The 13,625-nt window shown below is 57.7% G+C and carries 11 protein-coding genes; 5 read left to right on the top strand and 6 right to left on the bottom strand.

The window, feature by feature from the left end:
* Window positions 1-200: 200 nt before the first annotated feature.
* The 5 genes from ACHFGA_RS05515 to ACHFGA_RS05495 form a co-directional block, all read right to left on the bottom strand.
* A complete protein-coding gene (locus ACHFGA_RS05515; protein WP_394281419.1) occupies window positions 201-1,328 on the bottom strand; it encodes a hypothetical protein in 1,128 nt (375 codons plus the stop codon).
* Window positions 1,325-2,755 (bottom strand): glycosyltransferase family 2 protein, encoded by a 1,431-nt coding sequence (locus tag ACHFGA_RS05510; RefSeq protein WP_394281418.1) that lies wholly within the window; start codon window positions 2,753-2,755, stop codon window positions 1,325-1,327. Before ACHFGA_RS05510 ends, ACHFGA_RS05515 begins: the two co-directional genes overlap by 4 nt.
* On the bottom strand, window positions 2,748-3,299 hold the full coding sequence (locus tag ACHFGA_RS05505) for a hypothetical protein (protein ID WP_394281417.1): 552 nt from the start codon (window positions 3,297-3,299) through the stop codon (window positions 2,748-2,750). Before ACHFGA_RS05505 ends, ACHFGA_RS05510 begins: the two co-directional genes overlap by 8 nt.
* Window positions 3,292-3,627, bottom strand: coding sequence for a hypothetical protein (locus ACHFGA_RS05500; RefSeq protein WP_394281416.1), 336 nt, complete (start codon window positions 3,625-3,627; stop codon window positions 3,292-3,294). Before ACHFGA_RS05500 ends, ACHFGA_RS05505 begins: the two co-directional genes overlap by 8 nt.
* A 705-nt stretch (window positions 3,628-4,332) precedes the next feature.
* Window positions 4,333-7,320, bottom strand: a complete 2,988-nt coding sequence (locus tag ACHFGA_RS05495) for an SdrD B-like domain-containing protein (protein ID WP_394281415.1) — start codon at window positions 7,318-7,320, stop codon at window positions 4,333-4,335.
* Between the two features lie 652 nt (window positions 7,321-7,972).
* Between ACHFGA_RS05495 and ACHFGA_RS05490 the strand changes: the two genes are divergently transcribed.
* From ACHFGA_RS05490 to ACHFGA_RS05475, 4 genes are read left to right on the top strand one after another with little or no spacing between them, the layout of a single operon-like run.
* Complete coding sequence (locus ACHFGA_RS05490) at window positions 7,973-8,995, top strand: FecCD family ABC transporter permease (RefSeq protein WP_394281414.1); 1,023 nt, start codon at window positions 7,973-7,975, stop codon at window positions 8,993-8,995.
* On the top strand, window positions 8,992-9,801 hold the full coding sequence (locus ACHFGA_RS05485) for an ABC transporter ATP-binding protein (protein ID WP_394281413.1): 810 nt from the start codon (window positions 8,992-8,994) through the stop codon (window positions 9,799-9,801). The genes ACHFGA_RS05490 and ACHFGA_RS05485 overlap by 4 nt, the downstream gene beginning before the upstream one ends.
* Window positions 9,798-10,925 carry an ABC transporter substrate-binding protein gene (locus tag ACHFGA_RS05480; protein WP_394281412.1) on the top strand — a complete coding sequence of 376 codons (1,128 nt, stop codon included), beginning with the start codon at window positions 9,798-9,800 and terminating at the stop codon, window positions 10,923-10,925. Before ACHFGA_RS05485 ends, ACHFGA_RS05480 begins: the two co-directional genes overlap by 4 nt.
* Complete coding sequence (locus tag ACHFGA_RS05475) at window positions 10,918-11,673, top strand: Rossmann-like domain-containing protein (RefSeq protein ID WP_394281411.1); 756 nt, start codon at window positions 10,918-10,920, stop codon at window positions 11,671-11,673. The genes ACHFGA_RS05480 and ACHFGA_RS05475 overlap by 8 nt, the downstream gene beginning before the upstream one ends.
* 43 nt (window positions 11,674-11,716) lie before the next feature.
* Here ACHFGA_RS05475 and ACHFGA_RS05470 read toward each other — a convergent pair whose 3' ends face one another.
* Window positions 11,717-12,628: a ribokinase gene (locus ACHFGA_RS05470; RefSeq protein WP_394281410.1), complete on the bottom strand. Its 912-nt coding sequence runs from the start codon at window positions 12,626-12,628 to the stop codon at window positions 11,717-11,719.
* A gap of 149 nt (window positions 12,629-12,777) precedes the next feature.
* Here ACHFGA_RS05470 and ACHFGA_RS05465 point away from each other — a divergent pair.
* Window positions 12,778-13,625: alanine dehydrogenase (locus ACHFGA_RS05465; RefSeq protein WP_394281409.1), on the top strand; the 848-nt coding region annotated here is incomplete at its 3' end.

The following is a 13,625-nucleotide window of genomic DNA, read 5'->3' as shown; positions in this document are numbered from 1 at the left end:
TTGCGCAGGGTGGATTCCTTTACGCCGAGTAGTTCGCCGATTTCTCGGCGGGCGGCTGCTTTGGAGATGTCGCCGTCTTCGAGACGTTCGAAGTACATGCGTACCGCGCGTTGTTGGGTGGCGGTGTCGTACTTGCTGGGTCGTGCCATGCTGATCGTCCTCCTAGGGTAAAACCTAGTCTCCGACCAACCCAGGCCGCCTCACTTGATTGTCATCGGGCGGAACTCATCGCCCACCCTCACCTCTATGCGGTTCGAATCATTCTTCATCCTGGCCGGGTAAAACACTTCTCCTGGGTTCGGCTGGTCGGCCACGGCGAAGTCTTCCCCTGTTGTCTCGCTGAACTCCTGGTGCAACTTCACGCTCTGGCTCATGATGGGGAAAAAGGAATTCCAGTAGAAGATGGAGGAGCTGAACCTTTCAAATAAGGAGTACAGGTGCTGAATGCCCTGCACCTGGTAAATTTCCGGGATCGCCTCCGCCTGGCTAAAGGAGCCGGCGAGGTAGAAACGGTCTGAGGCGCCCTCACGCGACACGGTTACCGCCGGAATTATGTCCGGGATGGATTCTTTGGCGAGAGCGGCTTTGGCCTCGTCGTCAAGCGCAAAATCGAACGCGTACAGCACCTCGGTGCCGGCGGCGGGTTCCACGATGTCGAACCAACCGGAGTATGGGGCGGGCACGTCGTCGTACCCGGATTCGCGGCCTGCCTCGGTAGGCTGCAACGCCAGTTCCTCTGCGCCGTCCTCCCCCGGTGCAAGCTCTACCACCTGGGCTTTTTCCTCATTGCTGTTGTTTAGCACCAGGCCGGGCCCAGAGTAGTTCCATTCGCTGCCGATGTTTTCAAACACCTTGGCCGGGATCGCAGGATTGTCGGTATCTGCCAAGTCGGGCACGTAAAGGCCAGCCCAGTTCGTCGAGTTCACGCCCAGGTCCTGTGAGATCAGTTGCGATAGGTCCGCGGACTCTGCGTTGTGGATCACGCCGTATTCGGCAAAAAGCAGGCTCGGATCGTTCTGGTCGATGTTGACTTTGACCTGGTTCCACTGGTCCACCGTGGTCCTGAAGCCGTCCTCGGTGGAGACGTACATGGAGTCAAACTGTTTCATCTCATCGATGGAATAGTCCACGTTCTGGATGGATGCCAGCTCTGGGTTGGCCTTCGCGTAATTGAAGAAGTAGTTCGCACCATTGTTCGGCGCCGCGCCGTCTTCTCGGTTGTCAAGCACTAATGATTGGTCGAAAAACGACGTCTTCACACCCCACACCACCACGGGCACGAGGAGCAGCAGCGCTGCAACCGCAATGAAAGAGAGCAGTTTCCTCATGAGGCCACCTCCGGGCGTGGCTGGGCAAAGCCGGTGCGCTCCATGACGCCCCAGTCACTGCGTTTGGTGAAGAAGCGGTAGTAGCCCTCCAGGCGCCAGATCAGCATGAGCGGCTTGTACCAAAATACCTCTGTGAACGACAGCCCCAGCACATATGTCATGTCTGAGATCCCCGGATATTTACCTTGCTGCCAAGCGTTGAGCATCACTGAGATCATGTTCACCAAGCCGGCGTAGAGCAGGAAGAACACCACCAGGATGAGGGAGAACTCGAGGAAAACCTGCCCGGCGAAAAAGCCGGCGATCAAGTAGCCGAAACCAAATAGTTCGATAAGCGGGATGAGTGCTTCTGCCAGGATGAAATACGGGTAAGCCACGAGGCCTAAGGATCCGTAGCGCGGGTTGAGTGTGACGCGACGGTGCCTCCACAAACTTTCCAGGAGGCCTTGGTGCCAGCGTCGCCGCTGGCGGTGCAGCACTTTCAAAGATTCGGGGGCTTCGGTGTAGCAGATGGCATCGGGCACGTGCACGATGCGCTTATCGACGCCGTCGTCGATCAATTGCTTCTGCAGCCGAACGACGATCTCCATGTCTTCGCCGATCACGTCGGTAGCTAGTCCCCCGTTGTGGATCAGTAGTTCCTTGTCGAACACGGTGAAAGCGCCGGAGCAGATCAGCATGAGGTTGTGCTCGCTCAAGGCGACGCGCCCGATCAGGAAGGAACGGTAATATTCGATGGATTGCATGGCCACCAACGGGTTGGAGGAGAATTCGACGCGTTTATCAGCCACACCGTCGATCACTTCGTTGTCGTTGATCAGTTCAACGGATCCGCCGGCGGCGGCTACGCGCTTGCCTTCAAGGACGAAGGGGCGCATGACCTTTTTAATTGAGTCTTTCTCCAGGACGGAATCACCGTCGACGGTGCACACGTAGTCCATGGTGGAGTAGTTGATGCCACAGTTCAGGGCATCGGCTTTGCCACCGTTGTTCTTGTTGACCAGCTTAAGATTGGGAAACAGCGTGGACACGTACACGTCGCGGACGCCCTCGGTGGCAATCGCCTGGTCCACAGTGGTGCGTTCTGCGGGTTCCATCGCGAAGTGATTGATCAGCAGGCTTTCTGTCGAGTCCGTCGACCCATCATTGACCACAATGATTTCGTAGGCCTTGTAGTTCAGGTTGAGCAACGATGAAACGTTGTGGATGATCCCCACTTCTTCGTTATAGGCCGGCACCAGGATGGATACGCCCAGGTTGTAGAAGTCATTATTGGACAGCAGATCCATCGGACGTTCGTAGTGATTGTTGCGGTTAATTTTGTAGAGCGCCACGATCATCATGATGAAATAAAACGCCACCACTAATAGGAGGTACCCGGCGAGGAAGTACCCTGCCCAGGCCAGGAGTGAGAGTCCGCTAATCATGGAGCTGCCTTTCGCTTGTCGACGAGCCACTGAGGATTTTTTCGAGCCGTTCTGCCTCGGCGGAGCCGATAGCAGGGGTTCCCCGGATTGCGGCGGTGAGAGCTTCTTCAAGGTGTGTCCGTGGATTGATCGCGGCCACCTTGTCGTCAAGCGTGCTCATGCCCAACTGGTAGGTCACGACCAGCGCGTACTGGCGCGTGGCGGCACGCCGTGATGCCAGTTGAGTGGCCAGCTCGGTGGTGAACAGCTCGTCGGCAAGCGTGCTCAAGCGAGTGCGGATGGTGGGATCCTCGTAGTCGTTGTAGCAGGACAGAAAAAACTCGATGGCCCATCTGACTTCTTCGCTTGTGTTCAATGTGATGTCGGGCGGCGTGCCGTCGAAGATAGCCTGGGTGAAGGGGCCTCTTGCGCGGTCGAGGAAGTTGTTTTTGCGATCCTGTGCCGCCCTGGCGCGCGCGTTGTTGATGAAGAGGTAGACGCACAGCAAGAGCAGGAGAAGGAGCAGGACGTCCGCTGCATAAAACACGGTGGAGGTATTAAGCATGGATCTCCTCCTGTGAACGAAGCTGATCCTGCAGGGCGCTGGCGCTGATGGGATAGGACATGACTGTGGCGCGTTCGAAGCAACGGATCAGGCTGATGCATTTTTCGGTCAAAACCACCAGTTTTTGGCGAGGGCCTACGGCGTCTTTGTACGCATAGAGTTCCATGAAGCTGGCTGTGGATTCATCGAAGACGACGGTGGACGCGTCGTGGACAACCCGCTTCGGCGCCGCCGCTAGCGAGCCGTAGGTGTGTGTCGTTTCGTGAGGGGTGATGCGCTGGAGCAGCCGCCTTAACGTGGGGCAGTTAGAGATAAGGACCGTTGTCATCGGGAAACCTCCTCCTACGAAGGTGTCGTGTGGCCTCGCCTATGTGCACGAGCTCGGGTTGGGCTGATGCACATGATGAGCAGGACTGATGAGAAAATTATTTATTGTCTGAGAAACCAGATTAATTATAATGACATCAAACCTAGCCTGTAAGGACAACTATCGAAAGTGGAGTGGGTGAAATACATTCAACGGGAAGCTTCCCCCATCCCACGTCCACCACACAGGCATTCCAAAGCCTGCAGCTCAGAGACTTTTTGTGGAAATAAAACGCTAAAAGAATTTATTATCTTTTACAATCACGTCAAAGTGTGATTTTCGCCTCAAAACTTAAAGTTGGCGCATTAATGTATACATGTACGCACGTACGGAAGATTCCTGTCTACACTTTTGTGCCACTACCCCACTTTCGCCACTAGTCCCCCACCCTTGGACGATCACGCTGACCGCCGATGGGGTACCAATCTGCGATTGTGCACCCAGATAGGACAGTTTCGACGTGACAAAGACTGCAAGGTCGCTCTGATTCTGAGCAGGGTGGATGAATGCCCTGCCTAGGTAGCAGATAACAAAAACTGCTCCCCACGGATTGGTGCCTGATCTCTCAGTCCATTCCGTGGGGAGCAGTTCCACTTTTCCGGCGACGCGCGCCCTTGGAGTTACTCGTACTGGCTAGTCGCCGGCGACAGCCATAAGGCAAGGGCGTTAGTTAAAGAGCCTGCTGAAGAATCCACCACCGGTGTCAGTACTTTCTTCGTCTGTTGGCTGGATGGCAAATGCAGCACTCGCGACTGCATCCTCCTTGTTGCCGTCAGAAAATACTCCACCATCTCTTGCTCGAATCTTGCACTCCACCTGTGTGCCTTCCTTGACAAGGGTGCAGGTGTTCTTGCCAAGAGCGTGAGTGGCACTGTCAGTGAAAGTACGTCCTGCCGGTGCGAAGGCCGTCAGTGTCCACGGCACCAACCCCTTGGAATTCGGCAGCGAGCTGGCAGCGACGCCGTTCTCAGCTGCTAGGAATCCAGCAATGGGTGTGGCCATGTGCTTGACGGAGAACTCAGCACCGGGAATTGCAATGTCGTCGGAACCGAATGTGCCGTTGTTATCGGTGTCAATGTACGTCATCAGCTCGATCGAGTTGGGGGTTCCGGAAACGCCGAAGTTGACCCAATACTTGTCGGGTTGCAGCAGATTTGCCGAGGTGTTTGCCGACACTTCTACTTCAACGGTGGTTGGTGCACCCTCGATGAGTTCATAGCCTTCAGGAAGCGACTTGATGCTTGCCTCGTAGACACCGTTAGGTAGCATCTCCGTGAAACGACCAGCGACATCAGTGCGGACAATGTGTGGCTCATCCTCGCCTGGTTCTACTGGCTCCATTCGGCCGGACGGGCTTTCTAGACGCAGCGGCTTGAAGGAGATTTCAGCGCCGGCGACACCAGTACCTTGAGTCAGCCAGTTGAGCTCTCCCTGCGTTGCTCCAGCCGGGAGCTGGCGAACGGATTCACTAGCAATATAGGCCTTTCCGGTGACCCTTGATGCACGGCCAATAGAGGCGTTGGCTGGAATGAAACCAAAATCGACGGTGTCGTTGTACCCATTAGTAGCTGCCAGCTCCGCCTGGTACGCGCGCAAACTTGTCAGCCGAGCCTCGTGAGCTTCCTCCGGAGTCATTTCGCTATCAACCAATACGGGGTTAGCTGCGCCACGATCCTGGTAGCGGGTACCGTCCATCAGCGCCGAGTAATTATCGGTATTCCAGGCATATTTTCCGCCCGAGTCACGTTGAAGGTCTTCCAAAGTGCGGTTGAATACATCCTTGGCTACGTAATTCTTTGTTGCTTTGAAGCCGTGCGGGGCAACGTCGGCGTACTGATAATCCGCCTCACCGCCTGGAGTCGGTGGGTCCACGACGACGGTGTAGTGCGCCGGCATCAGCATGCCCTTGTGCTCGCCTTCAGCGGTGCCTTCGAAAGCTGGGTCTTCATCGAAGAAATACTTACCCTCCGCGTCTGTCACAGTAGTAGCAACGACAGCGTTGAGGTACTCATCAGATCCTGGGCGGTCCGCCACGCTGGCATCAACGCCTCGGAGGAGTGTAACGGTAGCGCCTTCAAGCGGCGGTTCGCCCTCATCCATCACCCCGTCTTTGTTGCTGTCAATCCAGACTTGGTCTCCAACTGAAATCGGGTTGGTGGCGCACAGGTTTGGCGAAGAGTAGAGGTTTGGATATGCCCAGCGATAGTAGGCGTTTTCGCGGATCAGCTTGTTCAGCGGTTCTTCCAAACCGCCCAGCAGCCAACCGATGAACGGGATCTTTGACAAAGCGATCTCGGAGAGCCCAATCAAGCCTTGCATGCCGACCTCGATGGTGCATACCGGGTTTTCAGGGTCAGCGACGAATCCTGTCGCTACCTGGGTTCCGACTGACGTGTCGACGCCGACGAGGCCCACTAGGTTTACACCGGTGCGCGGGTCCACACCGACCGCCGAGCGAAGTGCTGCAGAACCTGTCAATTCTGGTGGCGAAGATTCAAAGTGGGGTTCACCCTGATGGAACTCAAATCCGTCGCGGGTGGAGTAGTAGAGCCCGACGTCCGAGTAGGAAACATCGAGGTTGCCGATGGAAGCACGGGCATTACCGTCAGCATCGACCTCGAGGAAGACTGTGGGACGTACGGTGACATTAATAGTTAGAGGGACAGGGCCGGCCATGGCAACGAAAGGAAAGGTCAGATCTGCTACCTGCCACTCAAGACGCCCCCAGATGGCATCCGTGACAGACACATCAGCGTGACCACTCACGCCACTATTTCCTAAGACAGAGAACTCGTTGATCAGCAGGCCTTCTGTGTCCAAAGTGAGAGCGGCCTCAGCGTTAACAGCAATCTCGAAATCGGCGTCAAGGACACCCTCACCGTGGAATTCACAACTGGTGGGGCGAGACTCAAGCGAAGCCCCCTCATAGTCGAACGTCCCGTCATCACAGGAATCCTTGGTGATTTGCCGTTTGAAGGACAACTTAAACTGCTCGCCTACTGGCTGGTAGATTTCTACGTCGCTAGTGTTTGAACGGTCAAGATCTTCCTTCTCACCGTTGACGGCTACTGCTGAATCAGGAATTTCGGACTGACCAACAACAACTCCATCGTTGGATGCCTGGGATGATTCTGCAATATCATCTCCTGCTACCGAACCGAACACGCCATCTGCCACACCAGTTAGCGACTGACCTGCGATCTCAGCCTGTGCCTCGTCCCCCAATCCAGCCATGACCTCATTAAGTCGTGCTGGCCGGGTAGTAATATCCAGTTGTCCGTCAGTAGAGTCGGCGATCTTATCCGCCCACACCAACAAACCTTCCGGGAAGATTGGGGAACGCCCCACTGCCAGGATAGAACCTTCGGTCACCCCGTTGGTCTCAGCCCACTGTTTGTCCAGGGTCAGAATAGACTTTTCGGCATCAAAGTCAGTGACTGGATTTTCGGTATTGGAGTTACGAAATTCAATATCTGCGGGGATGCCAATGGTCTTTCCGGGGGCATCTCCCTCTGGAGCGCCACCAGCTTCCACTTGGGCTTCTTGAGTCCCTGCGGGAACGCCAGCATCTACGTCCTGGGCCAGGACAATGGGTGGGGACAGTGAAATGGCGGTAAACAACGCCACGACTGTGGTCAAACGGCCGAGAAACAACTAATTCTCCTTGAGTGGTGCTATGCCGTCGGCATGGTGAACGATAACTGCGCGGTGCACCTCCCAAGAAGGAGCCGCACCCCTGCGATAGAAATCCCCTTCCGTCCCCTCAGCTCGCAACAGGCAGCTAACGAAGGCTAGAACAGGCTAAGAGAAGCATGCAATAAATTAAGGCAATTCTCATCTAGATGCGCCCACCTGGAACGCCACCGAGAAACGGACACGAAGCCCACAAAACACGCTGGTCAATCGCAGTGTCTAACACTGGAGAAGATTTCTGAAATATAATAATTTACTAAGATATACGCCCGTCAAATAAAGTTCCTCGACCCAACCTAGGCGACAGGAAGTCTTACACAGTCTAGGAAGTGCGCTAGTCAAGCCACAACCATGCCACGACCCCGAAACTCAGCAAGACTGAACACGGCATCATAAATCAACGCGTTAAAAGCCGATCGGCAAAACCAAATTGACAAGCACGCCCCTCGGGGGCGCCCTATCCACAGCCGAATCCCGAAGCCCAGGCAGCCCTGCACACACCGCGACACCATGCACCTGAGCGGAAATAGCCCCCGCTGCCACTCATATGCGCCCAATACATTTGATAGTACACGCTTGTGCAATCACGCCCCCTCGGCTAGTTTAAGCATGTGTGAGCACAAAACAAACGAGACTGCGCCATATCATTTCCGGTTTCGTGCTCATACTTTTGCCGGTGGTTGTCGCGTTGGGGTCTTTGCAGTTCGGCCGGTATCCGGTCGGGATTGATGAACTTAGGGCGGCAATCAATGCCAAGTTCAGCGGGGAGCCCATGAGCCCCGCGCACCTCGCGATCGTGGAGGTCCGTCTCCCCCGAATCGTCGTCGGGCTTGCCGTCGGCGCAGGGCTTGCGGTTTCTGGCGCTGTCTTCCAAGGTCTTTTTAGAAACCCAGTAGTCAGTCCCAATATTTTGGGCGCGACCAGTGGGGCAAGCTTTGGCGCAGCGGCCTCGATTCTCATGGGCGCTTCTGCCGTCGGTATTCAGTCACTGGCGTTCGGCGCAGGTCTGGCCGCCGTCGGGTTAGTCGCCCTTATGCACAGAGTCGTCGGCAGGGGTTTGAATTCCACGGTCACCCTCATCTTGTGTGGCATGTTGGTCAGTTCGCTGTTTTCCGCACTGACATCATTGACCCAATTCCTCGCCGATACGGAGACCCAGCTTCCTGCGATCACTTTTTGGCTGATGGGGTCCTTGGCCTCAATCCGCATGTCGGATGTCTCGGTGCTCCGGGTATTTCTGCCAGTGATCGCGGCACTTCTGATCTTCCGGTGGAAGCTAAATGTGCTAGCAATGGGTGAAGACGAAGCTCGGATGATGGGCGTCCACACCACGCTATATCGGTGGGGCTTCGTCGCCGGCGCCACTCTTTTGGCTTCGCAGGCAGTGTCAGTAGCTGGCAATATCGGGTGGGTTGGCCTCGTCGTACCGCACTTCGCACGCCTACTCGTCGGCGCTTCCTATCACCGGGTGTTGCCAGCATCAGCGCTGCTCGGTGCGGCTTTCATGGTGGGAGTGGATACAGTCGCGCGCAATCTGTTGACCGTGGAAATTCCGCTGGGGATCATCACCGCGATGGTCGGCGCGCCGTTCTTCTTCCTCTTGCTCCTGCGCGGGAAGCGGGGCTTTGTGCAATGACACTGACGCTTCAGGTCAACAAGGCAGTCGTAGGCTACAACACTGCCCTAGCCCCGCCGGTCACACTCACAACACAACCTGGCGAAGTACTCGCCGTCCTTGGCCCCAATGGCGTGGGTAAAACTACTCTTTTCAAAAGTATTCTGGGGCTCATTCCCCTCCTCGGCGGCCAGGTCTCTGTCGCCGGCCGCAACATCCACAAGCTCAGCCCGAAGCAGCTGGCACGCACGATTGCCTATGTGCCCCAGGCCCATAGCCCGCCGTTTCCATTTTCAGTCGAGGATGTTGTGGTCATGGGGGTGAATCCACACCTTCACGAATGGTCCTCGCCGAAAGAAGAGCACCGAGCGCTCGCGCAGGCAGCCCTAGATCAAGTAGGCGTCGGCGAACTGGCCAGCCGCGATTACACTCGCCTCTCCGGTGGGGAGCGCCAGCTGGTGCTTATTGCGCGTGCCCTTGTTCAACGGGCGCCGATCCTCATGCTCGACGAACCTTCCGCCCATCTGGATTACGGGAATACGCTACGCATGCTCAACGTCGTGCGCGCGCTTGCCGACGAAGGCTACACCATCGTCATGATTACACACGCCCCCGAACACGCTTTTTGGTTCGCCGACCGCGTCCTTACGGTGCTTGCCGACGACATCCAGTTGGGTGCCCCGACAGAGATCTTGACTGCCGCCCACATCTCGCGCATCTATTCCACAGACGTGGCAGTCCACAGAATCCCGGAGACACCCACCGTGGTGTGTTACCCGGATATAACTGCATCCCGAACAACACCCCAAACTAAGGAGACACAATGAGAAAGCTTTTGGTGGCGCTTCCGCTGTCGGTGGCGCTGGCAGTAGCTGGATGCAGCGGGGACTCAACGCAGCCAGCCCCAGAGACGACACAAGAATCGTCGGCGGCCTCGTCGACAAGCGCCGAGGCTCAAGAAGGTACACGCAGCTTCACTGATTCATCAGGGCGGACCGTGGAGATTCCCGCGACGGTCACTCGTGTTGCATCGGGTGGTCCGCTGGCGAACATCATGTTGTATGCGATGGCGCCGGATCGCGTCGTGGGGCTGTCGGACTCGCCTTCGGAATCGGCGCAGGGCATCATCGACGAAGAGTTCATGAACCTGCCCGAGTATGGCCGCCTGTATAACTCACAGGGCGACTTCAATCGCGAGGCTCTCATGGCCGCGGAGCCAGAGCTGATCGTCGACGTGGGCATGTGGGATGAAGAATACAAAGCCCAGACCGATGAGTTGCAGGAACAGATTGGCATCCCCATCCTCATCATCGACGGCCACCTTGAGAACTCCGCACAGGCCTTCCGCGAAGTGGCGGATGTGATGGGTGAAGAGGCACGCGGCGAAGAACTCGCGGCTATGGCCGAGCAGTACTTGGCATTGGTTGAGGACAAGGCTGAGGAGCTTCCAGAGGAGCGCACCACCGTCTATGTCGCCGAAGACGAAGACGGCCTTTCGACCGTGGTAGCCGACACCATTCACTCGGAGATCATCGATGCTGTTGGCGGTGAAATCCTGGTCGGAAAAGATGAGGTCGAAGAGCAGCGTGGCGGCGGAACTGTGTCCTTGGAACAGCTCCTGGCATGGGATCCAGACGTGATCCTTACCGGACGTGGCGCCGACATCGATACCCTGCGCGCCGACCCCGCCTGGCAGGCACTCTCCGCCGTACAAAATGACCGCATCTATGAAGTCCCACAGACTCCATATAACTGGATCGGCCGCCCACCAGGACCAAACCGCCTGATCGGTATCCCATGGCTAGGCAACCTGCTCTACCCCGACGTCTACGACGTGGACGTGGATTCTCACGTGCGCGGGTTCTTCGACCTGATGTACCGCTATCACCTTAGCGACGAGGAACTCGACGAACTCCTTGCCAACTCCACGCGGGCGAGCCAGAATGCCTAATCCCTCTGCGCTTTACGACGACCTGATCGCCGGCATCCCGCACGACGTCACGGTGACGGACTACGCGCAAGGGCCCCAGTGGTCGCGCGTACGCACAAGCGACGGTGGCTTCGGCATGGCCCTCTACACTCCCAGCGCCACCCGCCCGGGAACATGGAAGGGCACACTGCAAGATGCCTCGCTTCACGACGTTGCCTTGCTGTGCCATTCCTGGAACTTCCAGGAGGCTTCTTATGGTGTCGCAGCTATCAACGCTTGGTATAACCACCCCGATAGGGCACATCAGGTGGGACACCCGCGCCCACGCTCCGGGCTGGAGACCGCGTTTGTCAGCTATGCACCGCAGCTTGCAGGGAAACGCGTAGTCGTCGTTGGCCATTTTCCAGGCATGGAAGATGAACTCGCCGGCGCCGGGGAGCTAATCATCTTGGAACGCGCCCCGCAGCCAGGAGATTATCCCGATTCCGCAGCCGAGTACGTGATTCCTGGCGCAGACTATCTGTTCATCACCGGTTCCCCCCTGGTGAACAAGACACTGCCCCGCCTGCTCGAGCTAGCGCGGGCCGGAAACGTACACACGGTCTTGGTGGGGCCCTCAGTTCCACTGGCTCCGGTGTTCTCAGACTATGGCGTCAGCGGTCTATCGGGCTTCATCCCCACAGACATGCAGGCGCTGGAGTACTCATTGCGTGGAGTCGGAGATCAAGCCAAGTTCAACCACGGTCGCATGGTCGACCTGGAGCTCTAGGTTCACCGCCTAGCTGCGGGCTCGCCGCACCGCAGAAACGTGCTTAAAGAACCTCCGGCAGCGGCTCGCCTGCGCTTGGGTAGGAATCCTGGGCCCCGTCGCGCAGCGTTGCCGCGGCCCCCACACGCGCGGCGAAGTGGGCGGCGGCCACGAGGTCGTCGCCTTCGGCGAGGCGGGTGGCAAAGGCGCCTGCGAAAGCATCCCCGGCACCGGTGGTGTCGACCGCATCCACCGTGGGTGTCGGAATGTCGACCAGGCCTTCCTTCGTCGCCACCAGCGCGCCTGCCGCGCCCAAGGTGAGCACGACCGACGGGAAGCCCTGCTCTAGAAGCGCCTTCGCCAAAACGTGGGGGTGATCCGAATCTGCCTTCGCCCCGAGCTGTTCCAGGACCAGTGCCGCTTCGTGCTCATTGGCCATCAGCGGGTCTGCCAGCAGTAGTTGTTCGCGGCCCACCGGCACCACGGGAGCTAGGTTGACGATGACGCGCCCACGGGCAGCATCTACCGTCGCGTCGAAACCGGAGGCGGGGATCTCGCCTTGCAGCAGCACAATATCGGCCGCTGCGATAAGTTCCATACTGGGTTGAAGATTCTCGCGCGTCACCGCGGAGTTCGCTCCGGGCACCACGATGATCGTGTTTTCGCCATCGTCGGACACGGTGATCACGGCCAGACCCGTCGGCAGGTCGGTGATCATGATGGATGACTGGTCGATGCCTGCACGCTCAAAGTGCTGGAGCGCTGCCTGCGCTTGGGGATCATTACCGACGGCGCCGACCATAGTGACATCGGCCCCCAACAAGCCGGCAGCGACGGCCTGGTTCGCGCCCTTTCCACCTGCAGAGAAGCGCCCTCCGGTGCCCATCAGCGTCTCCCCTGGGTTGGGATGGCGCGCCACACGGGTGGTCAGGTCCGCATTGATCGAACCAACGACGACAATCTTTTGGGTACTCATGAAAATTCACCAACGCATTCTGGATCTCAAAGGGTTCCCTCTAAGAATAGGTGGAATGCCACTTAGGGTGCTTAACGACGAAACCCCCCGACCCAACACATCTCATCTATTAGTATGACACCCATCTTCTATTGAAAGGTGAATCAGAGATGATCGTCGGAACCGTCCGCGAACTGAAAAGCAATGAGTCCCGCGTGGGGCTCACCCCGGACTCTGTGCGCTCCTATATCGAAGACGGGCACACGGTACTGGTTGAATCGGGTGCGGGCGCGGCGTCCAACTTCCCGGACAGTGAGTACGCGGAGGTTGGGGCGGAGATCGTCGACAATGCTGCTGAGGTATGGCAGCGGGCGGACATGATCGTCAAAGTCAAGGAACCGATCGAGGAAGAGTTCCAGTACTTCCGCGAGGACCTTATTCTCTTCGCCTACCTGCACCTGGCGGCCGACTCGACGCTGACCAAGGCGTTGGCGGACTCTCATGTCACCGCCATTGCGTACGAGACCGTGGTGGGCCCCAGCGGCAAAGACCTCCCGCTTCTGGCTCCCATGTCTTATGTGGCTGGTCGCCTCGCCATCCAGGAGGGCGCGACCTGCCTGAAGGCAACCAACGGTGGCGCTGGGAAGCTACTTGGTGGTGTGCCGGGGACGGAAGCTGCGGAGATAGTGATCGTCGGTGGCGGTGCCGTAGGTACTCAGGCGGCCCAGATGGCTATTGGGACGGGTGCACGCGTATCGATCCTGGAGACCAACCCGGACCGCATCATCGAGCTCAACGCCATGTTCAACAACTCGGTGCAGATCATCCAGTCCACCTCGGCGGCGATCGAGACGTGGCTGGAGCGCGCCGACCTCGTCATCTCATGCGTGCTGATCCCCGGCGCGAAAGCCCCGCAACTGATTCGCCGTGAGCACCTGCCCCTGATGAAGAAGGGTGCGGTGATCGTGGACGTGGCCATCGACCAGGGTGGTTCCACCGAAATGTCACGCCCCACCAC

This window comes from Corynebacterium sp., from assembly GCF_043426755.1.
Lineage (GTDB): Bacteria > Actinomycetota > Actinomycetes > Mycobacteriales > Mycobacteriaceae > Corynebacterium.
The sequence above is the reverse complement of the archived record's forward strand: the minus strand, read 5'-3'. Positions and strand labels throughout refer to the sequence as shown.

Excerpts from the sequence above, each read along its gene's own strand:
- ACHFGA_RS05515 (WP_394281419.1), bottom strand. The coding sequence starts at position 1,328 with ATGAGGAAACTGCTCTCTTTCATTGCGGTTGCAGCGCTGCTGCTCCTC.
- ACHFGA_RS05510 (WP_394281418.1), bottom strand. The coding sequence starts at position 2,755 with ATGATTAGCGGACTCTCACTCCTGGCCTGGGCAGGGTACTTCCTCGCC.
- ACHFGA_RS05505 (WP_394281417.1), bottom strand. The coding sequence starts at position 3,299 with ATGCTTAATACCTCCACCGTGTTTTATGCAGCGGACGTCCTGCTCCTT.
- ACHFGA_RS05500 (WP_394281416.1), bottom strand. The coding sequence starts at position 3,627 with ATGACAACGGTCCTTATCTCTAACTGCCCCACGTTAAGGCGGCTGCTC.
- ACHFGA_RS05485 (WP_394281413.1), top strand. The coding sequence starts at position 8,992 with ATGACACTGACGCTTCAGGTCAACAAGGCAGTCGTAGGCTACAACACT.
- ACHFGA_RS05480 (WP_394281412.1), top strand. The coding sequence starts at position 9,798 with ATGAGAAAGCTTTTGGTGGCGCTTCCGCTGTCGGTGGCGCTGGCAGTA.
- ACHFGA_RS05475 (WP_394281411.1), top strand. The coding sequence starts at position 10,918 with ATGCCTAATCCCTCTGCGCTTTACGACGACCTGATCGCCGGCATCCCG.
- ACHFGA_RS05470 (WP_394281410.1), bottom strand. The coding sequence starts at position 12,628 with ATGAGTACCCAAAAGATTGTCGTCGTTGGTTCGATCAATGCGGACCTG.